22 protein-coding genes are annotated in these 25,171 nt (G+C 66.8%); 11 read left to right on the forward strand and 11 right to left on the reverse strand.

All coding sequences use genetic code 11. The annotated features are described in order from the left end of the window. Positions 1-44: 44 nt before the first annotated feature. The 8 genes from rseP to rpsB form a co-directional block, all read right to left on the reverse strand. The gene (gene rseP, locus H609_RS0100210) at positions 45-1,406 is read right to left on the reverse strand and encodes an RIP metalloprotease RseP (RefSeq protein ID WP_028484000.1); all 1,362 of its coding nucleotides are present in this window, start codon (positions 1,404-1,406) and stop codon (positions 45-47) included. After that, the gene (gene ispC, locus H609_RS0100215; protein WP_018866990.1) at positions 1,403-2,605 is read right to left on the reverse strand and encodes a 1-deoxy-D-xylulose-5-phosphate reductoisomerase; all 1,203 of its coding nucleotides are present in this window, start codon (positions 2,603-2,605) and stop codon (positions 1,403-1,405) included. The genes rseP and ispC overlap by 4 nt, the downstream gene beginning before the upstream one ends. A 21-nt stretch (positions 2,606-2,626) precedes the next feature. After that, positions 2,627-3,463, reverse strand: coding sequence for a phosphatidate cytidylyltransferase (locus H609_RS0100220; RefSeq protein WP_018866991.1), 837 nt, complete (start codon positions 3,461-3,463; stop codon positions 2,627-2,629). Then, a complete protein-coding gene (uppS, locus tag H609_RS0100225) occupies positions 3,456-4,208 on the reverse strand; it encodes a polyprenyl diphosphate synthase (protein ID WP_028484001.1) in 753 nt (250 codons plus the stop codon). Before uppS ends, H609_RS0100220 begins: the two co-directional genes overlap by 8 nt. A gap of 12 nt (positions 4,209-4,220) precedes the next feature. Continuing rightward, the gene (gene frr / locus H609_RS0100230) at positions 4,221-4,778 is read right to left on the reverse strand and encodes a ribosome recycling factor (RefSeq protein ID WP_018866993.1); all 558 of its coding nucleotides are present in this window, start codon (positions 4,776-4,778) and stop codon (positions 4,221-4,223) included. Further along, on the reverse strand, positions 4,771-5,508 hold the full coding sequence (gene pyrH, locus H609_RS0100235) for a UMP kinase (RefSeq protein ID WP_018866994.1): 738 nt from the start codon (positions 5,506-5,508) through the stop codon (positions 4,771-4,773). Before pyrH ends, frr begins: the two co-directional genes overlap by 8 nt. A gap of 102 nt (positions 5,509-5,610) precedes the next feature. Further along, positions 5,611-6,480 (reverse strand): translation elongation factor Ts, encoded by an 870-nt coding sequence (tsf, locus tag H609_RS0100245; RefSeq protein ID WP_026280226.1) that lies wholly within the window; start codon positions 6,478-6,480, stop codon positions 5,611-5,613. Positions 6,481-6,537: 57 nt separating this feature from the next. After that, a complete protein-coding gene (gene rpsB / locus H609_RS0100250; protein WP_018866996.1) occupies positions 6,538-7,311 on the reverse strand; it encodes a 30S ribosomal protein S2 in 774 nt (257 codons plus the stop codon). 245 nt (positions 7,312-7,556) lie between these two features. Between rpsB and map the strand changes: the two genes are divergently transcribed. Both map and glnD read left to right on the forward strand, forming a co-directional pair. Next, positions 7,557-8,342 carry a type I methionyl aminopeptidase gene (gene map / locus H609_RS0100255; RefSeq protein ID WP_018866997.1) on the forward strand — a complete coding sequence of 262 codons (786 nt, stop codon included), beginning with the start codon at positions 7,557-7,559 and terminating at the stop codon, positions 8,340-8,342. 58 nt (positions 8,343-8,400) lie between these two features. Continuing rightward, a complete protein-coding gene (gene glnD, locus H609_RS0100260) occupies positions 8,401-11,076 on the forward strand; it encodes a [protein-PII] uridylyltransferase (protein WP_018875566.1) in 2,676 nt (891 codons plus the stop codon). Between the two features lie 37 nt (positions 11,077-11,113). Here glnD and H609_RS0100265 read toward each other — a convergent pair whose 3' ends face one another. Together H609_RS0100265 and H609_RS0100270 are read right to left on the reverse strand one after the other, a co-directional pair. Next, on the reverse strand, positions 11,114-11,875 hold the full coding sequence (locus H609_RS0100265) for an OmpA family protein (protein WP_028484002.1): 762 nt from the start codon (positions 11,873-11,875) through the stop codon (positions 11,114-11,116). Then, positions 11,875-12,915 (reverse strand): hypothetical protein, encoded by a 1,041-nt coding sequence (locus H609_RS0100270; RefSeq protein ID WP_038035965.1) that lies wholly within the window; start codon positions 12,913-12,915, stop codon positions 11,875-11,877. Before H609_RS0100270 ends, H609_RS0100265 begins: the two co-directional genes overlap by 1 nt. A 347-nt stretch (positions 12,916-13,262) precedes the next feature. On the opposite strand from H609_RS0100270, the gene H609_RS0100275 reads away from it, so the two are divergent. The 8 genes from H609_RS0100275 to hpnC all read left to right on the forward strand — a co-directional run bounded on the left by H609_RS0100275 (position 13,263) and on the right by hpnC (position 22,744). Further along, positions 13,263-14,129 carry a PhnD/SsuA/transferrin family substrate-binding protein gene (locus tag H609_RS0100275; protein ID WP_028484004.1) on the forward strand — a complete coding sequence of 289 codons (867 nt, stop codon included), beginning with the start codon at positions 13,263-13,265 and terminating at the stop codon, positions 14,127-14,129. 213 nt (positions 14,130-14,342) lie between these two features. Next, on the forward strand, positions 14,343-17,135 hold the full coding sequence (locus H609_RS0100280; protein WP_028484005.1) for an EAL domain-containing protein: 2,793 nt from the start codon (positions 14,343-14,345) through the stop codon (positions 17,133-17,135). Between the two features lie 109 nt (positions 17,136-17,244). Next, the gene (gene wrbA / locus H609_RS0100285) at positions 17,245-17,865 is read left to right on the forward strand and encodes an NAD(P)H:quinone oxidoreductase (RefSeq protein WP_018867003.1); all 621 of its coding nucleotides are present in this window, start codon (positions 17,245-17,247) and stop codon (positions 17,863-17,865) included. 124 nt (positions 17,866-17,989) lie between these two features. After that, positions 17,990-18,382, forward strand: coding sequence for a DoxX family protein (locus tag H609_RS0100290; protein ID WP_028484006.1), 393 nt, complete (start codon positions 17,990-17,992; stop codon positions 18,380-18,382). A gap of 380 nt (positions 18,383-18,762) precedes the next feature. Then, positions 18,763-20,097 carry a TRZ/ATZ family hydrolase gene (locus H609_RS0100295; RefSeq protein WP_028484007.1) on the forward strand — a complete coding sequence of 445 codons (1,335 nt, stop codon included), beginning with the start codon at positions 18,763-18,765 and terminating at the stop codon, positions 20,095-20,097. A gap of 314 nt (positions 20,098-20,411) precedes the next feature. Then, complete coding sequence (ubiG, locus tag H609_RS0100300) at positions 20,412-21,155, forward strand: bifunctional 2-polyprenyl-6-hydroxyphenol methylase/3-demethylubiquinol 3-O-methyltransferase UbiG (RefSeq protein WP_018880229.1); 744 nt, start codon at positions 20,412-20,414, stop codon at positions 21,153-21,155. After that, positions 21,152-21,841, forward strand: coding sequence for a phosphoglycolate phosphatase (gph, locus tag H609_RS0100305; RefSeq protein WP_028484008.1), 690 nt, complete (start codon positions 21,152-21,154; stop codon positions 21,839-21,841). Before ubiG ends, gph begins: the two co-directional genes overlap by 4 nt. 33 nt (positions 21,842-21,874) lie before the next feature. Continuing rightward, a complete protein-coding gene (hpnC, locus tag H609_RS0100310; RefSeq protein WP_028484009.1) occupies positions 21,875-22,744 on the forward strand; it encodes a squalene synthase HpnC in 870 nt (289 codons plus the stop codon). Here hpnC and hemN read toward each other — a convergent pair. Then, positions 22,741-24,129, reverse strand: coding sequence for an oxygen-independent coproporphyrinogen III oxidase (hemN, locus tag H609_RS0100315; protein ID WP_028484010.1), 1,389 nt, complete (start codon positions 24,127-24,129; stop codon positions 22,741-22,743). The genes hpnC and hemN overlap by 4 nt on opposite strands. 179 nt (positions 24,130-24,308) lie before the next feature. Here hemN and hpnD point away from each other — a divergent pair, with 179 nt between their 5' ends. After that, on the forward strand, positions 24,309-25,169 hold the full coding sequence (gene hpnD, locus H609_RS0100320; RefSeq protein ID WP_018880324.1) for a presqualene diphosphate synthase HpnD: 861 nt from the start codon (positions 24,309-24,311) through the stop codon (positions 25,167-25,169). The last annotated feature ends 2 nt before the right edge of the window (positions 25,170-25,171 follow it).

Consider the following 25,171-nt stretch of genomic DNA (forward strand, 5'->3'; position numbering starts at 1 on the left):
AGACCCGTCGAAGACCCCCGATCCGGAGGGGCCCGTCGCCACGCCTAGCCAAACAGTCGTGTCAAATCATTGTACAGGGCCAGTGTCATCAGGCCCGCGATCGCCAGGAGCCCCACCTGCTGTCCGATGATCTGGGTACGCTCCGACACCGGGCTGCCCTTGACCGCCTCGGCGGCGTAATACAGCAGATGTCCGCCATCCAGCATCGGGATCGGCAGCAGGTTGATGATCCCGAGGGACACGCTCACCAGCCCCAGGAAACCCAGAAACGCCGAGACCCCGATCAGCGCCGAGACCCCCGCGAACTCGGCTATGGTAACCGGTCCGCTGATATTTTTAACCGACGCATCCCCGGTGATCATTCGCCACAGGATGCCGAGCGTCAGGACCGAGACATCCCACGTGCGCTGGACACCGGAAACAAAGGCCGACACCGGGCCCTGACGCACCAGGACCGCCATCTCCCGCGCCGCCGGCTGATCCGGGTCCACCCCGGCACCGATACGGCCGATGCGCGTGCCCTCATGATCCACAGCCTCCGGCGTCATGCGCAGCTCCAGGGTTCGGCCATCCCGCTCGACCGTCACCTGCAAGTCCGTCTCCGGACGGGCACGCACGCGCTCGACCCAGTCGTTCCAGTCGGTCACCGCGTCGCCATCCACGGCCAGCACGCGATCACTCGGCTCCAGCCCCGCCGCCGCGGCGGGGCTCCCGGCCTCGACCGCGCCGATACGCGGTTCCAGCGCGGGGCGATACGGCTGCAAGCCCAGCTTGTCGAGGAACTGCCCCTCGCCCAGCAGCGCCTGGCGATCGCGCAGATCCACCTCGCGCTCGAACTCGCGACCCTCCACATCCCGCACCAGCAGGGTCACGGCCTCGCCGCGCACGGCATGATCCAGCAGCCGCAGGTTGGCCTGTTCCCAGTCCACGACCGCGCGATCCCCCACCCGCAGGATCTCCTGCCCGCGCTCGAGCCCGGCCTCGGCGGCCGGCGTCTCCGGCGCCACCTCGCCCAGAATCGGCTTGACCCCTCCCACGCCCACCATGAACATCACGGCGTACACCACGATGGCCAGGAGGAAATTCGCCGCGGGTCCCGCCGACACCACAAAGGTACGGGCCCCGAGACCCTTCTGGTTGAAGGCGCGCGGGACCTCCTCCGGCGCGACGGCCCCCTCGCGCTCGTCCAGCATCTTCACGTAGCCGCCCAGGGGCAGCGCGGCGATCACGAACTCCGTCCGATCCCGTCCGAAGTAGCGCTTGTACAACGGGCGCCCGAAACCGACCGAAAACCGCAGCACCTTGACACCCATCAGGCGCGCGGCCAGGTAATGTCCATACTCGTGCACGGTCACGAGCACGCCGATCGCCACCGCAAATGCCAGCAGGCTCGTCAGAAAGGTCATGACACCACTTGCCGTGCGTTCGCCACCTGCTCCCCGGCGATCGCGCGTGCCTTCCGGTCAGCGCTCAACACCCGCTCCAGCGAGTCCACCGGCTCGGCCTCGATGGCATCGAGAGTGGCGGCGATCACCACGGGGATCTCGCTGAACGCCAGGCGTTCGGCGAGAAACGCCTCCACCGCCACCTCGTTCGCCGCGTTCAGCACCGCCGTCGCCGTCCCCCCGCGCTCCAGGGCCTGATAGGCCAGCCCCAGCGCAGGGAAGCGCGCCGCTTCCGGTTCGGAGAACTCCAGCCGGCCCATGGTCAGAAGGTCCAGGGGCTCGACCCCGGATTCCATGCGCTCGGGCCAGGCCAGGGCATGGGCAATCGGTGTTCGCATATCGGGATTCCCGAGTTGCGCGAGCACAGAGCCGTCGTCATAGGCCACCATCGAGTGCACGATACTCTGCGGATGCAGCACGACCTGGATCGTCGACGGCGGTACCGCAAACAGCCAGCAGGCCTCGATCACCTCCAAGCCCTTGTTCATCATCGTCGCGGAGTCCACCGAGATCTTGCGCCCCATCTCCCAGTTGGGATGAGCACAGGCCTCGTCCGGGGTGATGCCGGCAAAGCTATCCAGCGGACGATCGCGAAACGGCCCGCCCGACGCGGTCAGCCAGATCCGGCGGGCGCCGTGCGGTGTCACCGGCTCCGCACAGACATACCCGTTCGGCAGGCACTGGAAGATCGCGTTGTGCTCGGAATCGATGGGCAGCAGGCACGCCCCGGAGCGCCGCACGGCATCCATCAGCAAGGCGCCGGACATCACCAGCGCCTCCTTGTTCGCCAGCAACACCCGCTTGCCCGCCTCCGCCGCGGCCAGCGTGGGCAACAGTCCGGCGCCCCCCACGATCGCGGCCATCACCGCATCCACCTGCGGCGCGCGAGCCACCTCGGCCAGGGCCTCCGCGCCCGCGCGCACCTGCGTGCGCGAACCGGACGCCGCCAGGGCCGTGCGCAGGGCATCCGCAGCATCCGCATCGACCATCACCGCGATTTCCGGCGCGTGCCGGAGGCACTGCTCGCGCATGCGTTCCACGTTGCGATGGGCCGTCAGGGCATGGACGCGGAACCGTGCCGGCTGACGCGCCACCACGTCCAGCGTGCTCAGCCCGATACTGCCGGTCGATCCGAGAATGGTGAGCTGCGTCGTCTTCATGAGTACCTGCGCCTGCGCGCGCTATCCCGTCACCGGCGAGGCCGGTATCAGCGCCAGCCACAACAGCCCGGCCAGGAACACCGGGGCGGCTGCAACCATACTGTCGAACCGGTCCAGAATACCCCCGTGACCCGGCAGCAAGGAACCACTGTCCTTGGACCCGGCCTCGCGCTTCAGGATGCTCTCGAACAGGTCCCCGACCACCGACACCAGACCGATCAGTACCGACAGCAGAAGGAAGACCAGCGCGTCCATCGGGGCAAGCCCCCACCCGATCGCCACCACGGTCGCGAAGGCCAGTACCGTGAGCAGGCCGCCGAATAACCCCTCGCGGGTCTTTCCGGGGCTGATATGGGGCGCCAGCGGGTTGCGGCCGAAGGCCTTGCCGGCGAAGTAGGCGCCCGTATCCGCGAGCCCCACCAGCACCACCAGATACACCACCAGCAACGGGGCCAGTGCGTGCAGCCAGACGAGGCCCATTCCGGCCGGCACCAGCGTGAGGATCGCCGCAACCGCAAACAGCGGTCCATGTCGGCCGCGCGCGCCCTCCTCGTGTTCCCGGTAGAACGGCAGCACCAGCAGGATCACCAGCCACCACAGCAGGGCCAGGCCCAGAATCAGGTAGTGCAGCGCCCCTGCGGGGGCAGTTCCAAGCGCCAGCACGGGGGCGCCCACGGCCGCGACCAGCGCGGCGCGGGCACCGTGGCCCACCAGTCCCGCCAGGCCGCCCCATTCCCAGGTGGCCAGCCCGAGCACCAGCACCACCAGGAGCAGCACGGCCCAGTTGGGGCCCCAGGCCACCAGGGCCAGGGCCGGCAGGCCCAGGGCCGACGCCGTCAGGATCCGTTGCCTAAGCACCGGTCGCCTCCCCCGGCGCGGCCGCGTCGCCCGCGGCCGGCACGCGCCCGAAGCGGCGCTGGCGGCTTGCGTACCAGGTCAGCCCTTCCTCCAGCTCCGTATTCGTCACATCCGGCCAGAAGGTCTCGATGAACAGCAGTTCGGCGTAGGCCACCTGCCACAAGAGGAAATTGCTGACCCGGTGTTCACCCCCGGTGCGGATCAGCAGATCCACGTCCGGCAGGCCGGCCGTACTCAGATATCCGGAGAAGGCGGCCTCGGGGTCCGCTCCGCGATCGCTGTCGGCCACCCAGCGGCGGGCCGCCTGCAGGATGTCCCAGCGCCCGCCATAGCCCAGTGCGACCACCAGGCACATCCGATCATTGCCGGCGGTGGCGTGCTCGGCCTCGGTCATGCGTGCCTGAAGATCGGACGGGAACGTCGCGCGATCCCCGATAAAGCGCAGCGCGATACCCCGCTCGACGAGCTCCGGAAGCTCCGCCTCGATGGCGGAAACAAACAGGTCGAACAGGGCCTCGACCTCTTCCCGGGGGCGGCCCCAGTTCTCGCTGCTAAAGGCAAACAGGGTGAGGGTGCCAACGCCCTGTTCGGCAAAGAAGCGCACGGCGTTGCGCGTCGCCTCCAGCCCGGCGCGGTGGCCTTCGGATCGGCTCAGACCGCGCGCCTCGGCCCAGCGGCCGTTGCCATCCATGATGATGGCCACATGCGCGGGAAGCCCATCGCGGGGTTTGGGGATAACCGGCATCGTGCGCGCCGGTCAGACTTCCATCAACTCGGCTTCCTTGTCCGCCAGCATCGCGTCGATCTTGGCGATGTGGTCGTCGGTCAGCTTCTGGACCTGCTCCTGGGCCTTGTGCTCGTCGTCCTCGGACATCTCCTTGTCCTTGACCAGCTGCTTGAAGGCATTGTTGGCGTCACGCCGGATATTGCGCACGGCGACCCGTGCGTGCTCGGCCTCCGCCTTCACCACCTTCACCAGCTCGCGGCGGCGCTCTTCCGTCAGCGCCGGCAGCGGCACCCGGATCACGGTCCCCATGCTCGCCGGGTTCAGCCCCAGATCGGAGGTCATGATGGCCTTCTCGACCTTACCCACCATGTCCTTCTCGTACGGCACCACGGCCAGGGTGCGCGCATCCTCGGCCGTGATGTTCGCGACCTGGTTGATCGGCACTTCCATGCCGTAGTACTCCACGTGCACGTGCTCGAGCAGCGTGGGGTGCGCCCGCCCCGTGCGGATCTTCGACAGTTCGTTGCGCAGCGCTTCCAGGCTCTTGTCCATGCGCTCGCGCGCGTCCTTGATGGTGGCGTCACTCATTGCGGGATCCCTCGACCAGGGTACCCACCGCCTCGCCCATCACGAGCCGCTGCAGGTCGCCCCTGGCAAACATGTTCATTACACGAATCGGCAGGCCGTTGTCGCGGCACATCACCAGGGCCGTGGTATCCATCACGCCCAGGCGCCTTTCCAGCGCATCATCGAACGTCAGGCGTTCAAAGCGTCGGGCATCCTTGCTCTTGACCGGGTCGGCATCGTAGACACCGTCGACCTTGGTCGCCTTGATCATGATATCGGCGTTGATCTCGATCGCCCGCAGGCTGGCCGCGGAGTCCGTCGTAAAGAACGGATTACCGGTCCCGGCCGCGAACACCACGATCCGCCCCTTCTCGAGATGGCGCACCGCACGGCGCCGGATGTAGTCCTCGCAGACCTGGTTGATCCGGATCGCCGACATTACTCGAGAGAAACGCCCGGCCCGCTCGATCGCATCCTGCAGCGCCAGCGCGTTGATCACCGTCGCCAGCATGCCCATGTGATCACCGGTCACCCGGTCCATACCGCCCTGCGCCAGACCCGCACCGCGGAAGATATTACCGCCACCGATCACGATGCCGACCTCTACCCCCATGCGGGAGAGCTCCGAGACCTCTTCGGCCACCTGCGCCAGGACATCCGGGTCCACCCCGTAGGATTGCTGGCCCATCAGGGCCTCCCCGCTCAACTTCAGAAGGATGCGCCGGTACGCGGGCTGGCTGTCCTGACTCATGGAGTTCCTTATCTCGGGCTCGTTATTCTCGCTTGCCAGTTTTTTCTGGCCCTCTTATCCGGAAACGGCCGCTTCAAGCGGCCGCCCCGGGATCCTGCTGGATCAGGCGCCGCGCGCCTGAGCCATGACCTCTTCGGCGAAGTTCTCGGTCTTCTTCTCGATGCCCTCGCCCACTTCATAGCGGATGAATCCGGACACCGACGCACCCTTGCTCTCCAGCAACTGGCCGACGGTCTGATCGGGGTCCTTCACGAACGGCTGGCCGACCAGGGTAATCTCGCCCAGGTACTTGCGGATCCGGCCCTCGATCATCTTCTCGATGATGTTCTCGGGCTTGCCGGACTCCTCGGCCTGCGCCTTGAAGATCGCGCGTTCCTTGTCGAGCAGCTCGGTCGGCACCTGGCTTTCGTCCACGCACACCGGGTGGCTGGCCGCGATATGCATGGCGATGTCCTTCGCCAGCGCCTCGTCGCCGCCGTTCAGGCCGACCAGCACGCCAATGCGGGCGCCATGCTGGTAGAAGCCCAGGGCCCCTTCCGCGCTCATTCGTTCGAAGCGACGCACCTGGACGTTCTCGCCCACCTTGGCGATCAGCTGGGTGCGCTGCTCTTCCAGGGTCTGGCCATCCACGGTCTCGGCCATCAGACCCTCGACGGAATCGGCTGCGGTGTTCAGCGCCACCTTGGCGCAGGTGCCGGTGAAGGCACGGAAGTTGTCGTCATTGCCAACGAAGTCGGTTTCGCAGTTGATCTCGACGATCACGGCCTGCGAACCCTCGCAGGCGATCTCGACCCGGCCCTCGGCCGCAACCCGATCCGCCTTCTTGTCGGCCTTGGCCATGCCGGACTTGCGCATGGCTTCCACGGCCGCTTCCAGGTCTCCCCCGGTCTCGGTCAGGGCCTTCTTGCATTCCATCATGCCGGCGCCAGTGCGCTCGCGCAGTTCTTTCACTTGTGCAGCAGTAATCTGCATCGTTGGTGCTCCTGAATCATGCTCGGACCGGCCGCCTCGGGCGGCCGGTCCCGGTTATCAAGCGGGGTTGGCGGGCGACGCGGTGTCGTCGGAACCTTCGGCCGCGGCCGGCTCGGCGAACTCTTCTTCGCTCACGCCACCGGTGCTCACGGCGCCCTTGGCCTCGATGATCGTGTCGGCGATCGCGGCCACGTAGAGCTGGATGGCACGCATCGCGTCATCATTGCCCGGGATCACGTAGTCCACGCCTTCCGGGGAATGGTTGGAATCGACCACTGCCACCACCGGGATGCCGCGCTTCTTCGCCTCGGCCACGGCAATCTTTTCGTAGCCCACGTCGATCACGAACATGGCGTCGGGCATGCGGTTCATGTCCTTGATACCGCCCAGGCTGCGATCCAGCTTTTCCTTCTCGCGGCGACGGCTCAGGGCCTCGCGCTTGTTCAGGACCTGGAAGCTGCCGTCGGCGTCCATCGTCTCGAGATCCTTCAGGCGCTTGATCGACTGCTTGACCGTGTTGAAGTTGGTCAGCATCCCGCCCAGCCAGCGGTGGCTCACGTGCGGCATGCCGCAGCGACGTGCCTCTTCCGCGACCACGTCGCGCGCCGAGCGCTTGGTGCCGACGAACAGGATCTGGCCGCCGTCGGCGGCGAGCTTGCCGAGGAAGTTCAACGCGTCGTTGAACATCGGCAGGGACTTCTCGAGGTTGATGATATGAATCTTGTTGCGTTCCCCGAAGATGTACGGGGCCATCTTGGGATGCCAGTAACGCGTCTGGTGGCCGAAGTGCACGCCGGCCTCCAGCATCTGTCGCATAGTCACGAGGGACATGAGGTTTCTCCTGTAACGGGTTGAGCCTCCACGTATCCCGATCTGAAACCCGAACCGAATCTTCTTCGCGAGCGGGCACCCGACAGACCGTGCCGATACGTGTGTGGATTAAGGTTTCGAACACCGGCCCCGCAAAGGGCGGCATCCGGCCCCGCCGAATTGCCAGCGAGGCGCGCGCTTTATAGCATAGGACGCTTACCCGAACCAAACGCCGAGCCCCTCCGGGCGCCGCGGCGGGAGCCCCCATGTCCGTTTCCATCAAGACCCCCGAAGAGATCGAACACATGCGCGTCGCCGGCCGCCTGGCCGCCGAAGTCCTCGAGATGATCGAGCCCCATGTGCAGGCCGGCGTGACCACCGGGGAGCTGGACCGGATCTGCCACGACTACATCGTGAACACCCAGGACGCGATCCCGGCCCCGCTCAACTACCGGGGCTTTCCCAAGTCGATCTGCACCTCGGTGAACCACCAGGTCTGCCACGGCATCCCGGGCGACCGGAAGCTGAAGAACGGCGACATCCTCAACATTGACATCACCGTCATCAAGAACGGCTTTCACGGCGATACCAGCCGCATGTTCGTGATCGGCAAGGCCGGCATCCAGGCCCAGCGGGTGATCGACGTGGCGCGCACCAGCATGTACCTCGGCATCCAGCAGGTCCGCCCCGGGGCGACGCTGGGCGACATCGGACACGCCATCCAGGAATACGCCGAGGCCCGGCGCTGCTCCGTGGTGCGGGAATTCTGCGGTCACGGGATCGGGCGCGGCTTTCACGAGGACCCACAGGTCCTGCACTACGGCAAGCCCGGCACCGGCATGACGCTGGAGGAAGGCATGTGCTTCACCATCGAACCCATGATCAATGCCGGACGCCGGCATACGCGCATCCTCGCCGACGGCTGGACCGCCGTGACCAAGGATCACAGCCCCTCGGCCCAGTGGGAGCACACCATCCTGGTGACCGCGGATGGCTACGAGATCCTGACCCTGCGCAAGGACGAAACCCCGCCCCAGGAGATCGCGGCCTGATCCGGGCTTTTCGCCTCCCTTACCCGCCGATTCGCACCAACAACGCCACGGAGTTGCAATGAATCCTGCGGGCAGCACCCCCGGCGAACTCGATACCCCGGCCTTCACGGCCGACTGGGGCGAGGACTATCAGCGCCTGAGCCGCAACCCGGGGAACATCGCCCTGTTCCGGGACCGCCGCCGCGCCATCCTGGAGCAGCAGTACCAGGGCTTTCGTGACGGCATGCCCATCGCCGAACTGATCCATGGCCATGCCCGGCGCATCGACGAGCTGCTCAAGCTGATCTGGGCGCAGAAGGGCCTGGCCGACGACGACCGGCTGTGCCTGATCGCAGTCGGGGGCTACGGGCGCGGCGAACTGCATCCCGCCTCCGACATCGATATCCAGATCATCCTCGAGGGCGAGCACGACCGTGCCCGCTTCGACCGCATCAGCGATTTCGTCACCTTCCTCTGGGATATCGGCATCGAAGTCGGACACAGCGTGCGCAGCATCGAAGACTGCACCCGCGAGGCGCGCGACGACATCACCGTTGCGACCAACCTGATCGAGGCCCGCTACCTGGCCGGTCATCTGGGTCTGTTCAACGACTTCCGCCAGGCCATCGAACCCGATCGCATCTGGGACTCGCGCAGTTTCTACGCCGCCAAGCTGGCGGAACAGCAGGCCCGGCATCGCCGCTTCGGCGAGACCGCCTACCGCCTGGAGCCAAACGTCAAGGAAGGCCCTGGCGGGCTGCGCGACATCCAGATGATCGGATGGGTCACCAAGCGCCACTACGGCGCCGAGCGCATCGAGGAACTGGTCTCGCTGGGCTTCCTGCGCGAGGGCGAATTCCGCGAGATGATGGAGGGCCAGAACTTCCTCTGGCGCGTGCGCTTCGCCCTGCACATGCTGGCCGGCCGCCGCGAGGACCGCCTGCTGTTCGACCTGCAGCGCCAGCTGGCCAACACCTTCGGCTTCGTCGACCAGAACCACAACCGGGCGGTCGAGCAGTTCATGCAGCGCTACTTCCGCACCATCAACGACCTCGAGCGCCTGAACGAGCTGCTCCTGCAGCACTTCAACGAGGCCATCCTCGACAATCCCGAAGACCTGCAGGACCCGGTCCGCATCCATCAGCGCTTTCAGGTTCGCGGCGGCTACCTGGAGGCCGCCCACGACCAGGTCTTCATGATCTACCCCCCGGCGCTGCTGGAAGTCTTCCGCCTGCTGCAGGAGCACCCCGAGATCCAGGGCATACGGGCCTCCACCATCCGCCTGATCCGGGCGCATCGCCACCTGATCGACGGTCATTTCCGGCGCAACCCGGTCTGCCGGGAGCTGTTCATGGACATCCTGCGGGCCCCGCGCGGCATCACCAGCCAGCTCCGCCGGATGAACCGCTATGGCGTGCTGGGCAACTATCTTCCGGCCTTCGGCCGCATCATCGGGCGCATGCAGTATGACCTCTTCCACGCCTACACCGTGGACGAACACACCCTGAACGTGGTGCGCAACGCGCGCCGGCTCGCCCTGCCCGAGTTCGCCCACGAACAACCCCTGGCGCACCGCATCCACGCGAGCCTGGAACGGCCGGAACGCCTGGTCCTGGCCGCGCTGTTTCACGACATCGCCAAGGGTCGCGGCGGCGACCACTCCGAGCTGGGCGCCCACGACGCCCTGCACTTCTGCCAGCAACACGGGCTCTCGGACGCCGATGCCGGGCTGGTCGCCTGGCTGGTGCGCTCGCACCTGCTGATGTCCCTCACGGCCCAGCGCAAGGACATCTCGGACCCCGAGGTGGTCCTCGGCTTCGCACGGGAGGTCGCCACCGGCGAACGCCTGGACTTTCTCTATCTGCTCACGATTGCCGATATCCGCGGCACCAACCCGGAGCTATGGAACAGCTGGAAGGATGCCTTGCTCCAGACCCTCTACCACGCCACGCGCAACGTCCTCGATCGTGGCCTGGACACCCCGCCGGACATGGACGAGCAGATCCGCCAGACGCGCGTCGAGGCGCTCGAGCGGCTGCAGCAACAGGGTTTCGATCCGGAACAGGCGCGTCGGCTGTGGGATGAACTCGACGACGAGTATTTCCTCCGCCATTCCGCCGACGAGATCGCCTGGCATGCCCAGGCCCTGCTCCCGCTGGAACCGGACGCGCTCCCGCTGATCCTGGTACGCCCCAAGACCTCGCGCGGCAGCACCGAGATCTTCGTCTATGCCGAGGATCACCCGCAGATCTTCGCCCGCATCACCAGCGCATTGACCCAGCTCGGGCTCGACATCGTAGACGCCCGCATCATCACCACGGCGGGTGGCCGCACCCTGGATACCTTCCTGGTCCTGGAGAGCGGCGGCGGCCAGACCGTCGATGCCGGCTATCGCGCCGACGAGATCCGCCACGCTCTGGAGCAGGAACTCGCCCGCCAGGGCCGCACCCCCAACCCCGCCACGCGTCAGCTACCGCGACGCCTCAAGCACTTCGACGTGGACACCCGCATCGAATTCGAGCCGGCGCCCGGGGGCCACGCCACGCGCATGCGCCTGCGGGCCCTGGATCGACCGGGCCTGCTGTCCACCATCGGGCATATCCTTGGCGAGCAGGGTATCGACGTCCGCACCGCCCGCATCGCCACGGCCGGCGAACAGGTCGAAGACAGCTTCCTGCTGAGCCGACCCGGGCGCACCCCGCTGGACGCCGAGGCACAGACCCGACTGCGCGAGGCCCTGCTTCAGGCCCTCTGACGCCGAGGGAAACACTGATTAAGTGTTCCCCTTACGATCAGCGCCCGCGCGCCTCCAGCGGCAAGGGTTCCGGCGCCGCCGGCGAGGCCTCGCCCAGCAGGCGCGTTTCAAAGTCCGTCAGCACGCTGAATTCGACCCGTCGGGAGGCCCGGCGGTCCTCCTCGCCCTGTGCATCCAGCACCCGCCGCGAAGATGACAGGCCCACGGCGGCGACCCGCGAGCGAAACCAGTCTGCCTCCTGCAGGGGTTCCAGCTGGTAGGCATATTCCAGCACCGCCCGCGTGCGCCGCTGGCTAAGATCCATGTTGCCGAAATAAGCCTCCAGGGGATCGTCGCTCCCGGCCCACTCACTCGACGTGTGGCCTTCGATCCGCACCTCCCGGATCACCTCGGCGAACGGGCGCAGCTGTTCGGCATAGCGCGGCATGAAATCCGCCAGAATGGCCTCGAATCGCGGCCGGATGGAGGATGAACTGCGCTCGAACAGGACCTCCGGCTCACGGAAACGCAGCGTCAGGCTGTCGCGATCCAGCTCCGCGTTCCAGCGCGGCAGATCCTCCCGGAACTCCTCCTCGAGCACCGAATAGATCGCCGCGCGCAGCGCGGCCGCCTCGTTGCGGACCTCCGTGTGCGCGGCACTCTCGCGCTCCACCTGCACCATATGCAGCAGGGCGAGAAACAAGAAGATCATCATCAGCGCCGCCATCAGATCCGCCACGGCGAGCCAGTGCGAGCCCTGGTCCGCCTCGCTGCCGGGGCCCTCGGCCCGGCGTCCGCGCCGCGCCATCCACGCAAACATCAGTTACGCCCGCCCGCTGATGCCACCGGCCGGCTCCAGCGCTGCTCGGCCGCGTGTCCGGCCTGAACGGCGTTCTCGATGCTCTCGAGCATCGCCTCCAGGCGGGCATCCATGGCGGGGAAGGCCTCGGTTGCGCGATCGCGCAGGGCCGCGATGCTGCCCAGCAGCGCCTCCAGTTCGACCGTCTCGCGGCGCAGGCTGGAGAGCGTCGACTCCTGATCCTCCACGTGACGCGTGATCTGCAGGGCCTGGCCCGTCATGCGCTCCAGCGTTTGCTCGGTCTGCTCGACCCCGCTGCGCGCCTGATCAAAGGCACGCTGCAGGGTTTCCATCTGCTGACGGTACTGATCCTGCCACTCCAGCAGTCTCGCGACCGAGTTATCCAGGCGGCGGAAGTTCGCCCCGAACTGCTCGCCAAGACGATGGTTGAAATCGTGGATCACCCGCTCCAGCGCCTCGACGAGATGCGTGCTGCTCATTTCGGTGATGCGCTCGGCCATGCCGTCCAGCGCCCCGGTCAGTTCCCGGTGCTGCCGCTCCAGCCGGGCATCGAGGCGCTGGTCCAGAGTCCGCACGGCCTCGACCATCGCCAGTGCGGCATCGCGCTGCTGTGCGGCCAGTTGCGCCGGATCTTTGGTGCCGTTTGTCGCCTCGGCGGGAACCTCGCGCTCCGCGAGAGCCGCGGTGGGCGTCAACACCTGCACCATGCGCAGCACCGCCGACAGGAGGATGCCCACGATACTGGTCACAAAGGCCAGCTTGAGCCCCTCCAGCAACGCGGGGATGCTCGCCTCCACACGTCCCGCATCGAAGTCCAGCAGGCCAATCGCCACCCCCAGGAACGTCCCGAGGATCCCGAGCGTGGTCAGCAACGCGGGCGCGGCCCCCTGCAGGGCCTTCGCGCGCCGCAGCGCCGTCGCGCCCAGGGCCACCAGGAACAACGCGAACAACACCAGCGCGAACAGGCCAATCACCGTCAGCGGGCTGAGCCCCTGTAGTGTCGCCAGCAAGGCCTCTGCGATCCTGTCCAATACTCCCATCCTGAATTCTCCTGCCGCACCCCGGGCACGCTTGTGTACTGCCGGTTCAAACAAGCAAGAAAAGCGCCAGTTTCGCCGAAGGCGCGGCAAGGCCGCTTGGACACCCACCAGAACCGACGAGTTATTGACGAATACCAGGCGGGTCACACAACTCTTCGCTCAAATCGTCAGCTTGCCGGCACCGCCATCCCCAACCGTTTCACGACGGGTCGTTCCGGTCGCGTTGGGCTTTACTCAATATTCGGAATGCCGTATGAACGAGAGAGGGGCGCAATGACATGACCAGAACACGCTCAAACCCCGCACGTGTTCCTGCCGCGCACTGGATCACGCGGCCGGCCAGTGCGGTGCTCATCCCGGTTCTGCTGATGCTCGGCGGTTTGCCAGCACTGGCAAACGATGCCCAGACCCGGTCCCTGGGCATCCAGCCCTTTCTCAGCCCCCCAGCCCTCTTCGAGCGATACGCACCGTTGCGCGACTGGCTGAGCGAGCAGCTCGAGGTTCCGGTTCGAATCGAATCTGCGCGAACCCGTGACGTCTTCCACCAAAGACTCGCTGCCGAACGCTACGACCTGGTGTTCACCTCGCCGCATGTGGTGCCATTCCTTGAAACGGAGACGCGCTACCAGGCGATAGCGGCCACCCGGGACCGGCTGGCGATTCTGATTGCGGTGCTACCCGAAACGCCATTCGACAGTGTCGAGGACCTGGCGAATGCACGCATTGCCGCACCCTTCGAGGAAAGCCTGGCATCGGCCTACCTGGATCACGCCCTCTCCAGGCAACTATGGACAGACGGAGCATCCCGGCCGATCATCCAGCACCACCACCATCACAGCGCCGCCGTGACCACCTTCGTGCGCGGCGAAACAGAGGCCCTGGTTCTGGTCACGGATGGTGACGTGGTGGAATCTCTCACCCGTCTGGGTGCTACGACCATGCTGATGTCACTCGGGGATGGGACTCTCGTGCGTGTCATCGAGGCATCACCCACTTTCCCCGGCATGACGCTATTGGCACGCAACGCCGTCGTCGCGGAAGCCGGTGATTTGACCCGCTCGCTCATCAGCCTTGAAGACACCGCCCAGGGGCAGCACCTCCTGCGCGCGATACGCCACCGAGGTTTCGTTGCCGTTCAGGACACCGACTTCCTGCCTTTTCGCCAGGAGGCGTTCGAAAATGCATTCGATTCGTTCGAACCCAAGGAGGAATGAGGTGGGCTCCAGGAGCCTGTGTGGCGACGTTGCCACGATGGGCATCTACGGAACAGTCCCGTAGAATATGCGCGACAATTTCGGCTTTTGACCAATCATCCCTACTGGCAAGCCCCCGACTCGGAACCCTTCCATGAACCGCTCCGGCCTGGCTCCAACCAGCTTCGGCCCCAGCCTTCTGGTGGCGCCGCGAACACGCGAGCCAAGCCCCGCATGCGCCTGAATTTCGCCTGGCAGATCATCATTGGCACCGTCGCGATCCAGGTCGCGATGGTCGCAGTACTGATGTTCAGTGGCATCTCCCAGGTGCAGCAGAACCAGTCGCAGATGCTGGAGCGCTTTGCCGAGCAGCAGGGGCGCCTCCTGTCCAGCGCGCTGACTCCGGGGCTGGCCTACGCCGATCCGGCGATGCTGCAGGACCTGCTGGACCTGGTCGCGGACGACTCCCACGTGCTCTACGCGGTAGTGCTCGATGCCCAGGACCAGCCCATGGCCTCCGTGGGCATCTCGCCGGAGGCAATCCCCGAATCCGGCGACCGCATTCGCACTGCCCCCGGACAGATCGAGATCCTCCGGGACATCGAACTGGCCGGACAACCCCTGGGCACCCTCGCGGTCGGGTACTCGACGGACGCCATCGATGCCCTGTCCGCCGACCTCCTGCAGCGCAACGTCCTGCTGGCCATGGGGGTTCTGGTACTGTCGATGGTCGCCGCGATTGTGTTCAGTCTGGTGATCACCCGCCGGCTGCGCCTTTTGAATCAGGGCGCGAAGGCCCTGCAGGTCGGCCGCCTGGACCATCGCATCCCGATGCGCTCGAACGACGAATTCGGCGACCTCGCGCGCACCTTCAACGACGTCGCCGCCCATCTCGGCACAACCCAGACCACGCTGGAACAGCAAAACCAGCAACTCAACCGCTCGGTCGCGCGCCTGGAATCCATGCTGGGCGGGGCCAATGCCATCCTGTGGGAGGCCAACCCCGCCACTCACGAATGGGAGTTCGTCGCCGGCGACACCCGCCACCTGCTCGGCTTTCCCGCGCGCAATCTGGGCCGTGGCGAACTGCGGGCCCGCCACATCCATCCAAGCGACCTGCCACGGGTCCAGAACGCCGCCCGCGAGAGCCGCAAGCAGTCGCGCACCGTGGACTACCGCTTTGCCCACCGCGACGGCCAGTGGATCTGGCTGCGCGACATCCTGTCCTGGGCCACGGACGGTGACGGCCGCGAGAGCCTGCGCGGACTGACCCTGGATATCACCGCCCATCGCCGCACCACCGATGCCCTGGCCGAAAGCGAGAATCGCTACCGCGATGTCGTGGACCACATCTCCGAGGTCATCTTCCGGACCGATGCGGACGGTCGCTGGACCCTCCTGAACCCGGCCTGGGAACACCTCACCGGCTTCAGCGTGGAGGAGACCCTGGGCCGCCCGATGTGCGACTTCGTGGCCCCGGAGGACACCGAGGACGCCCGCAGCTTCTGCGCCACCCTGCTGGAGGGCGGGTCCCATGCCCAGTCCGAGGAGATCCGCCTGCGCACCCGCGAAGGCGACATCCGCTGGGTCAGCGTCTATGCCAGTGCCCGGTTCAATGAGCGCGGCGAGGTCACGGCGACCTTCGGCACGATGACCGACATCTCCGACCGCAAGCAGGCCGAGGACGAGATCCGCCGTCTCGCCTTCTTCGACGGCCTGACCCATCTGCCCAACCGTACCCTGCTGCACGATCGACTGAGCCAGACGCTCGGGAACACCGAGCGCAGCCATTTGCACGGCGCGCTCCTGTTCATCGACCTCGACAACTTCAAGGACATCAACGACACCCTGGGGCATGCCGTGGGCGACGACCTGCTGCGGCAGGTCGCCGAGCGCATGCAGGACTCGGTCCGCGAGGCCGATACCCTGGCGCGCCTTGGGGGCGACGAGTTCGTGGTCATCCTCAACGACCTCCACCCCGACCCGGCGCGGGCCGCGACCCAGGCGGAAGCGGTGGGACGCAAACTGATCGACCTCCTGCGCGACCCCTTCGAGCTCGCCGGACAGAAACGCCATGTCACCCCGAGCATCGGCGCCACGCTGTTCAGCGGCCGCAGTCTGGGCGTGGAAGAGATCCTGAAACAGGCGGACCTGGCGATGTATCGGGCGAAGAACGCCGGGCGCAACACCGTCCGCTTCTATGACCCCGACCTGCACCGCGCGGTCGAGGCCCGCTTCGAACTCGAGAGCGAGCTGCGCCATGCGCTCGATCAGGACCACTTCAGCGTGCACTACCAGCCGCAGGTGGATGCCTCCGGCGCGGTCATGGGCGCCGAGATCCTGCTGCGCTGGATGCACGAAACCCGTGGCGCGATCTCCCCCGCCGAGTTCATTCCGGTCGCCGAACAGACCGGCCTGATCGTCCCGATCGGACGCAAGGTCATGCGCGCGGCCAGCGAGCAACTGGCCGCCTGGCAGCACCAGCCGGCCTTCCGTGACCTGACGCTGTCGGTCAACGTCAGCGCCCGCCAGTTCCGCCACCGCCACTTCGTCCGCGACCTGGCGGCGATCCTGGACGAAACCGGCGCCCCCGGGGAACGCCTGAAACTGGAACTGACCGAAAGCATGTTGCTGGAGAACGTGGAAACGGTCATTGCCCACATCGAGGAACTGCGTACGCTCGGGATCGAATTCTCCCTGGACGACTTCGGCACCGGTTACTCGTCGCTGGCCTACCTCAAGCGCCTGCCCCTGGCCCAGCTGAAGATCGATCAGTCCTTCGTGCGCGATGTGCTGGATGACCCGAACGATGCCGCGATTGCCCAGATGGTGGTCAATCTGGCCCACACCCTGGACCTCGACGTGATCGCCGAAGGGGTGGAGAACGACGATCAGCGCGCCTTCCTGTTCGGCCTGGGCTGCCGTCATTTCCAGGGCTACCTGTACGGTCACCCCGACACCCTGGCCGTCCTGGAGGCCCAGGTCCTGCGCCAGGCGGGAAACCACCAACCGGCCGCCCACCGATAACCGTTCGATTTAAACGAACGTTAAGGGGCTTTTTTCGGCATTTTCTTTCGTATAAATCGGATCTAGGCTGACGGATATTCGATTCCCGACAAACGGAGGCCCGTCGACCATGAGCACCAAGATCCTGATCCTGTACTACTCCACCTGGGGCCACATCGAGCAGATGGCGGAGGCCGTGGCCCGGGGGGCCCGCGAAGTCCCGGATACCGAGGTCACGATCAAGCGTGTCCCGGAACTGATGCCGGACGAGGTGGCCCGCAACGCCGGCGCCAAGCTTGACCAGGCCGCACCCATCGCGAAGCCGGAGGAACTGGCGGACTACGACGCCATCATCATCGGCACCCCGACCCGCTTCGGCCGCATGGCCGCCCAGATGGCCAACTTCCTCGACCAGACCGGCGCCCTGTGGTTCGGCGACAAGCTGGTCGGCAAGGTCGGCAGCGTGTTCGGCTCCACGGCATCGCAGCATGGCGGCCAGGAGACGACCCTGGTCTCCACCATCGTCAATCTGCTTCACTACGGCATGACCGTGGTTGGTCTACCCTACACCGAGAAGCGCATGCTCGACGTCAGCGAGGTCTGCGGCGGCACGCCCTACGGTGCCACCACGCTGGCCGCCGGCGACGGCTCGCGCCAGCCGAGCGAGAGCGAACTGGGCATGGCCGCCTCCCAGGGCCGGCACGTTGCGGAGGTCGCCCGCGCCCAGCGCCTTGGGCGCGAGGCCGGCTGACCGAACCGGTCCATTTTCCAGGGCCCCCTCGTTCTGGCGGGGGCCCAGCCGAATCGGGCCCGGCGGCATCGCCCCGGGCCCCAACGCGGGCCACTGCCCGCCCTGCTACAAGGAGAGTATCGACATGGACCACACCCTCGACGACAGCGGCAAGCTGATCCTGCGACTGGCGCTCGGCATCATGATCCTGCTGCACGGCATCGCGAAGATCACCGGTGGCATCAGTGGCATCGAAGGCATGCTGGCCGACGCCGGACTCCCGGCCATCCTGGCCTACGGGGTGTATATCGGCGAGATCCTGGCGCCGATCCTGGTCATCCTCGGACTCTATGCACGCATCGGCGCCGTACTCATCGCGATCAACATGGTCTTTGCCATCGCACTGGCGCATGCCCACGAGGTCTTCCAGCTCACCGGCCACGGCGGCTGGGCCCTGGAACTGCAGGGTATGTTCCTGTTCGCGGCCATCGCGCTGGCCCTGACCGGCCCCGGCCGTTTCGCGATCAACCGCCAGTAGTCCTAAAGGAGACGCTGATTGAATCGCGCGTCCGCGTTGGTGCCCCCTGTTTTCCGAGACAAGGCGCGTCGTGCAGCGGGTAGTGGTTCTACCCGCAAGTGGCGCAACGCTGGCTCGGGGAACAGGGGGCACCAACCCGACAAGTGATTGAAAGAGCGGGCTCGGCCGCCCGTTGTTGATCGAAAACGGGCGCGCACACGGCGTTGCGGCTCCCTTGTGCAGAATGACTGCACGGCGGTCACCGCGCCTTGTTCGCACGCAAAAGCGACTCGAGCGCGGACGCGCGATTCAATCAGCGTCTCCTTACCGCCCCGGGGCGGCGCAACGCCGCCCCTTTCGGGTACCATGCGCGACCCTGTATCCCGCGCAGACCGTGTCCCATGAACCAGAGCCACACGCTGATCCTCGGCGCCCCCCAGATTCTCCCGGTCATCCCCCGCGACACCATCTTGCGGGATCACGCCCTGATCATCCGCGACGGCGTCATCCAGGCGATCGAGCCCACGGAGACCGCCCGCGCCCGATACCCCGATGCGGAGTACCGCGACCATCCCGGGCACGCCCTGATTCCCGGCCTGGTCAATGCCCATACCCACTCGGGCATGAGCCTGCTGCGAGGCATCGGCAGCGACCACACCTTGATGGACTGGCTCAAGCGCTACATCTGGCCGGCCGAAGGCAAGCTCCTCTCGCCCGAGTTCGTGCGGGCCGGCACCCGGCTCTCGGTCGCGGAGATGCTGCGTGGCGGCACCACCTGTTTCAGCGACATGTACCTGTTCGTGGAGGACGCGGCACGAGTGGTCGACGAGACCGGTATCCGCGCCTCCCTGGGCCTGACCGTGTTCGATTTCCCCACCCCCTGGGCGAGCACGGCCGACGAGCACTTCCAGCGCGGCGCCGACGTGGTGACCGCCTGGGGCCGACACGAACGGATCGCCTTCAATGTGGCCCCGCACGCGCCCTATACCGTTGGCGATGCGAGCCTGGAGCGCGTGGCCGATCGCGCGCGCGAACTCGACGCGCCGATTCACATGCATGTCCACGAGACGGCCAGCGAGGTCGCCGACGCCGTCCGTGACCACGGCGAACGGCCCCTGGCGCGCCTCGCCCGACTCGGCATGCTGGACCAGCCCTTCATCGCTGTGCACATGACCCAGGTGGACGAATCCGATCTGGACCAGCTGCGCGACCGGCCGGTGTCCGTCGCCCACTGCCCGGAATCCAACCTGAAGCTAGCGTCCGGGTTCTGCCCCGTCGCGCGTCTGCAGGAAGCCGGGATCACCGTCGGCCTGGGCACCGATGGCACCGCCTCCAACAACGATCTGGACATGATCGGCGAGATGCGCACCGCCGCCCTGCTGGCCAAGGCCGTCAGCGGCGACGCCGCGGCGCTGCCCGCCGCCTCGGCCCTGGAGATGGCGACCCTCGGCAGCGCCCGCGCCCTGGGGCTGGCCGACCGCATCGGCTCGCTGGAGCCCGGCAAGCAGGCCGACGTGGTCGCGGTGGACCTGCAGGCCCTGGAGCTGCAGCCGGCGCACGACCCCAACGCACAAATCGTGTATGCCACCACGCGGGATGCCGTACGCGACGTCTACGTGGCCGGACGCCCGTTGCTGCGCGACCGGGAACTGCTTACGCTGAACGTGCAGGACCTCCGCGCCGAAGCCGATGACTGGCGCATCCGGGTGCTGGAAACCCAGCAGCCCATTGCCTGAGGGAAACGCTGATTAATGTACACGCTCGCGTTGGTACCCCAGGTTTTCCGAGACAAGGCGCGGTGCGCAGCCGGTAGTGGTTCTACCGGCAAGGGCCGCAACGCAGGATCGGGAGACCTGGGGTACCAACCCCACAAACGATTGAAAGCGGGGGCTCGGCCGCCCGTTGTTATCGAAAACGGGCGCGAGAACGGCGTTGCGGCTCCCTTGTGCAGAATGACTGCACGGCGGTCACCGCGCCTTGTTCGCACGCAAAAGCGACTCGAGCGCGAACGTGTACATTAACCAGTGTTTCCCTGAGCGAGACCGATCCCATGAGCCCGCAGACTCAATCCCGTTCGCAGACGCACGCCAACGTCGATAGCGCCGAGATCCACAAGTTCACGCACCGCGCCCGCGAGTGGTGGGACCCCAGCGGCCCCTTCGCCACCCTGCATGCGATCAACCCGCTGCGTCTGGAGTGGATCGACGCCCAGGCCGACCTGACCGGCAAGAAGGTGCTGGACGTCGGCTGCGGTGCCGGCATCCTGTCCGAGGCAATGGCGGTGCGCGGCGCGCACGTCACCGCCTTGGACGCCGGTGCCGAACACCTGGAAGTTGCCCGCGAGCACGCCCACGAGGCCGGGCTGGAGATCCACTACCTGCATACCACCGCCGAGGCCCATGCCGAACACCACGCCGGCGACTACGACGTGGTCACCTGCCTGGAGATGCTGGAACACGTGCCCGACCCCGAAGCGGTCATCGATGCGCTCGTGAAGCTTGTGCGTCCCGGCGGCTGGCTGTTTCTGTCCACGATCAACCGCACGCCGCGGGCCTTCGCCGAGGCGATCGTCGGGGCCGAATACCTGCTGAACATGCTGCCCGCCGGCACCCACGAGTACGGCCGCTTCATCCGGCCCTCGGAACTGGGCGCCGCGCTGCGCCGCCATGGGTTCGAGGTCACCGCAATGACCGGGCTGACCTATTCGCCGCTCAGCGGTCGCTACCGCCTGGTGGGGCGCACCGACGTGAACTACCTCATGGCCGCCCGCCGGGGCGACGACACCACCGCATGACGCGCGATCTGGGTTCGCTCCTGTTCGACCTCGACGGGACGCTGCTGGATACCGCGCCGGACATGCATGCGGCGCTGGTCACCCTGATGGCCGAATACGACCGCGCGCCACTCCCTTTCCAGGCGGTGCGCAACCATGTCTCCCACGGCTCGCAGGCCCTCGTCGCGCTCGCCTTCCCCGACGCCGATGCCGCCTTCACGGAGCACCTGAAGAAGCGCTACCTGGAGATCTACGCCCGCGACCTGTGCCAGGCCACCGCCCTGTTCCCCGGGCTCGCCGAGCTCCTGGACCGCTGCGAGGCCCGGGGCTGGTCCGTCGGCGTGGTCACCAACAAGCCGGGCTGGCTCACCGATCCACTGCTGGAGGCGCTCGGCCTGCGGGCACGCATGGCGGCCGTTGTCAGCGGCGATACCCTGCCCCAGCGCAAGCCTGACCCCGAACCCATGTGGCTGGCGGCGCGGCAAACCGGCCTGCCCCCGGAGCGCCACTGCTACTGGGGCGATGCCGAGCGCGATATCGCGGCCGGACGCGCCGCCGGAATGCCCACCCTGATCGCCAACTGGGGCTACATCGGCGCGGAACAGCAACCGGATCAGTGGGGCGCCGACGGCGCCCTGGAGCAGCCCGACGATTTCTGGGCCTGGTACAACGGCGCCCCCGCCCCGGAGCGCAGCCTTGCCGGCTGATCACGCCCGCCACCCCGCGGGGGCTGATGGTTGATGGAACCCCGGATCCGCCAGGCCTATCGCCACTGCCGTCAGCGTGCCACGGCGCACTACGAGAACTTCCCTGTGGCCTCCTGGTTGCTGCCCGGCCGCCTGCGCGGCCCGGTGGCGGCGATCTACTGCTTTGCCCGCGACGCCGACGACCTGGCCGACGAGGACCCGCGCCCGGTGGAAGAGCGCCGCCTGGCACTGCTGGCCATGCAGGAACGCGTGCAGATCCTGGAGGACCCGGCCGCGGAACACGATCCCGAATGGATCGCCCTGGCGGATGCCCGCGCCCGTTTCCACCTGCCGGCGGCACCGTTCTCCGACCTGATCGATGCCTTCCTGCAGGACCTCGAGCAGACGCGCTACGCGACCTTTGGCGAGGTGATGGACTACTGCCGGCGTTCGGCCAACCCGGTCGGGCGGCTGCTGCTGCATCTGAACGGGAACCCGACCGAGGAAATGCTGGGCCATTCCGACGCCATCTGCTCGGCCCTGCAACTGATCAACTTCTACCAGGACCTGCAGCAGGACCTGGAGGAGAACAACCGCATCTACCTCCCGCAGGAAGAGATGGATCAGTACGGCGTCACCGAGGCCATGCTCGCGGCCGGAAAGACCACCTTCCAGCTACGCAATCTGATGCAGTTCCAGTACGCCCGCGCCGATCGCCTGCTGCGGGCCGGCGCGCCCCTGGGCGGGATGCTGCGCGGGCGCATGGGGCTGGAAATCCGCGCCATCATCAATGGCGGCGCCCGCATCCTCTGGCGCCTGCGCCAGCAGGAGGACGTCTTCGCCCGCCCGCGCCTGCGCACCCGCGATGCCTGGATCATCCTGAGCCACAGCCTGCGCCCGCGTCGGCGCCCCCGAGCCCGCTAAACCACCTTGCTGTACCGCGGCTGGCCTTCGGTCGCCAGATAGGCGTCGAATGCCATGGCCACATTGCGCAGGAGCAGGCGACCGCGCGGCAGCACATCCAGCCGGCCCTGTTCGATCCGCACCAAGCCGTCGTCCTGCATACCCTCGAGGCGCCCCAGCGCATCCGCGAAGACCTCGCCGAACACGATCCCGTGGCGCGCCTCGATCGCGGCAAAGTCGATCCGCGAGTGGCACATCAGCTCGCTGATCACGTCCCGCCGCAGGCGGTCGTCGGCACTCAGTTCCAGCCCCCGAAAGACCGGGAGGCGGCCCGCATCCAGGCGGGCGTAGTAGGCATCCAGCTCGCGCAGGTTCTGGCTGTAGGTCGCGCCGACCTTCCCGATGGCCGTGGGACCCAGCGCCACGAGGTCGTACTCCGCACGGGTGGAATAGCCCTGGAAGTTGCGCTGCAGCGTCCCGGCTCTCTGTGCCTCGGCCAGCTCGTCGTCCGGCAAGGCAAAGTGATCCATCCCGATGTAGACGTAGCCCGCCGCGGTCAGCCGCTCGATGGTCGTCTCCAGGATCGCGAGCTTCTCGGCCGCATCGGGCAGGTCCGCCTCGCGGATCTGGCGCTGCGTCTTGAACATCTGTGGCAGATGGGCGTAGTTGTAGATCGCCAGGCGTTCGGGGCGCAGTTCGAGGGCACGTTCCAGGGTGCGGGTGTAGGTCTCCACCGTCTGCAGCGGAAGCCCGTAGATCAGGTCGAAGTTGGTGGACTCGAACCCATGGGCCCGGGCCTGCTCGACGGCGCGCGCGGTGACCTCGAAGGGCTGGATGCGGTTGACCGCCCGCTGCACATCCGGATCGAAGTCCTGCACCCCGAGGCTGATGCGGTTGAACCCCAGTTCGCCCAGCAGCGGTATCGTCCCGGGTCGCACCGCGCGCGGGTCGATCTCGATGGAGAATTCGCGCGCGGCACTGCCGTCGAGGCGGAAGTGGCGCCCGAGCAACGCCATCACCGATCGCAGGTCCTCGTCCCCGAGATAGGTCGGCGTTCCCCCGCCGAAGTGCAACTGCCCCACCGTGCGCTCCGCGTCAAACAGCTCGCCCTGCAGCGCGGCCTCGCGTTCCAGATACGCGAGATAGCGCTGCGCCCGCTGGTAGTTGCCGGTAATGACCTTGTTGCAGGCGCAATAGAAACAGACCGTGTCGCAGAACGGGACATGCACGTAAAGCGACAGCGGACGCGCCGGGTTCGCCCCATTGGTGGCCTGCGCCGCCTCGGCATACGCGCGGTCGTTGAAACCCTCGTGGAACTGGGGTGCCGTGGGATACGACGTGTAGCGAGGTCCGCTCACGTCATAGCGACGCAGGATCTCCGGATCAAATACCAGGCGCTGCTCCATCGGGTCCCCCTCGAGCGTGTACCGCCCATTTTAGGCATCGGATCATCACAGGCTACGACCACGACCCGGTAGCGGGCTTGATACAGGTCAACAATCCGCCTTCGGGGGCAATCTCCCGCCTCGCGCACTGCCTGTGCTAGCCTTCCCGTCCCTGTTCGACACCCGCCACGCGAGAGCGCATGTCCCCCGACGAGTATTGCGAGGAGAAGGCCGCACAGAGCGGCTCCAGCTTCTACTACGCCTTTCGCTTTCTGGAGCCCGACCGGCGCCGCGCCATCACAGCGCTGTACGCCTTCTGCCGGGAAGTGGACGACATCGTCGACGAGGTCCGCGAGGAGAGCGTCGCCCGGACCAAGCTGGACTGGTGGCGCCAGGAGATCGAACGCCTGTTCGCGGGCGAACCCCGTCATCCCATCTCCCAGGCACTGCAGCCCCACATCGCCGCCTTCGACCTGGGCCGCGAATATTTCGACGAGATCATCGACGGCATGCAGATGGATCTCGACTACGACAGCTACCCGGATTTCACCACCCTGTCGCTGTACTGCTATCGCGCCGCCAGCGTGGTCGGCATCCTCTCCGCCCACATCTTCGGCTACAGCGACCGGCGTACCCTGAAGTACGCCCACGACCTCGGCATGGCCCTGCAGCTCACCAACATCCTGCGCGACGTCCACGAGGACGCCATGCGCGGCCGCGTCTATATCCCGCTCGACGAGCTGCGCAAGCACGGGGTCAAACCCGAGGAGTTCCAGGTCAACATCACCGATGACCGTCATCGCGCCCTGTTCGCGGAACAGGCCGAACGGGCGCGGCGCTACTACGACAGTGCCGAGGAACACCTCCCCGCTGCCGACCGCTATCCCCAGCGCCCGGGCCTGATCATGGCGGCGATCTACCGCACCCTGCTGGACGAGATCGAGGACGACGGCTTCCGTGTTCTGGAACACCGCGTACGCCTGACCCCGATCCGCAAGCTGTGGATCGCCTGGCGCACCGCCCGGCGCCTGAAACGCGAGCATCGCCGCCGCGCGGCCTGACG

The sequence above is a fragment of the Thioalkalivibrio sp. ALE17 genome (assembly GCF_000425605.1).
Classification (GTDB): Bacteria; Pseudomonadota; Gammaproteobacteria; order Ectothiorhodospirales; family Ectothiorhodospiraceae; genus Thioalkalivibrio.

What these genes read in the sequence shown, in the direction of transcription:
- rseP (WP_028484000.1), bottom strand. Translation starts at nt 1,406, where the DNA reads ATGACCTTTCTGACGAGCCTGCTGGCATTTGCGGTGGCGATCGGCGTG.
- ispC (WP_018866990.1), bottom strand. Translation starts at nt 2,605, where the DNA reads ATGAAGACGACGCAGCTCACCATTCTCGGATCGACCGGCAGTATCGGG.
- uppS (WP_028484001.1), bottom strand. Translation starts at nt 4,208, where the DNA reads ATGCCGGTTATCCCCAAACCCCGCGATGGGCTTCCCGCGCATGTGGCC.
- frr (WP_018866993.1), bottom strand. Translation starts at nt 4,778, where the DNA reads ATGAGTGACGCCACCATCAAGGACGCGCGCGAGCGCATGGACAAGAGC.
- pyrH (WP_018866994.1), bottom strand. Translation starts at nt 5,508, where the DNA reads ATGAGTCAGGACAGCCAGCCCGCGTACCGGCGCATCCTTCTGAAGTTG.
- tsf (WP_026280226.1), bottom strand. Translation starts at nt 6,480, where the DNA reads ATGCAGATTACTGCTGCACAAGTGAAAGAACTGCGCGAGCGCACTGGC.
- rpsB (WP_018866996.1), bottom strand. Translation starts at nt 7,311, where the DNA reads ATGTCCCTCGTGACTATGCGACAGATGCTGGAGGCCGGCGTGCACTTC.
- map (WP_018866997.1), top strand. Translation starts at nt 7,557, where the DNA reads ATGTCCGTTTCCATCAAGACCCCCGAAGAGATCGAACACATGCGCGTC.
- glnD (WP_018875566.1), top strand. Translation starts at nt 8,401, where the DNA reads ATGAATCCTGCGGGCAGCACCCCCGGCGAACTCGATACCCCGGCCTTC.
- H609_RS0100265 (WP_028484002.1), bottom strand. Translation starts at nt 11,875, where the DNA reads ATGTTTGCGTGGATGGCGCGGCGCGGACGCCGGGCCGAGGGCCCCGGC.
- H609_RS0100270 (WP_038035965.1), bottom strand. Translation starts at nt 12,915, where the DNA reads ATGGGAGTATTGGACAGGATCGCAGAGGCCTTGCTGGCGACACTACAG.
- H609_RS0100280 (WP_028484005.1), top strand. Translation starts at nt 14,343, where the DNA reads ATGCGCCTGAATTTCGCCTGGCAGATCATCATTGGCACCGTCGCGATC.
- wrbA (WP_018867003.1), top strand. Translation starts at nt 17,245, where the DNA reads ATGAGCACCAAGATCCTGATCCTGTACTACTCCACCTGGGGCCACATC.
- H609_RS0100290 (WP_028484006.1), top strand. Translation starts at nt 17,990, where the DNA reads ATGGACCACACCCTCGACGACAGCGGCAAGCTGATCCTGCGACTGGCG.
- H609_RS0100295 (WP_028484007.1), top strand. Translation starts at nt 18,763, where the DNA reads ATGAACCAGAGCCACACGCTGATCCTCGGCGCCCCCCAGATTCTCCCG.
- ubiG (WP_018880229.1), top strand. Translation starts at nt 20,412, where the DNA reads ATGAGCCCGCAGACTCAATCCCGTTCGCAGACGCACGCCAACGTCGAT.
- gph (WP_028484008.1), top strand. Translation starts at nt 21,152, where the DNA reads ATGACGCGCGATCTGGGTTCGCTCCTGTTCGACCTCGACGGGACGCTG.
- hpnC (WP_028484009.1), top strand. Translation starts at nt 21,875, where the DNA reads ATGGAACCCCGGATCCGCCAGGCCTATCGCCACTGCCGTCAGCGTGCC.
- hemN (WP_028484010.1), bottom strand. Translation starts at nt 24,129, where the DNA reads ATGGAGCAGCGCCTGGTATTTGATCCGGAGATCCTGCGTCGCTATGAC.
- hpnD (WP_018880324.1), top strand. Translation starts at nt 24,309, where the DNA reads ATGTCCCCCGACGAGTATTGCGAGGAGAAGGCCGCACAGAGCGGCTCC.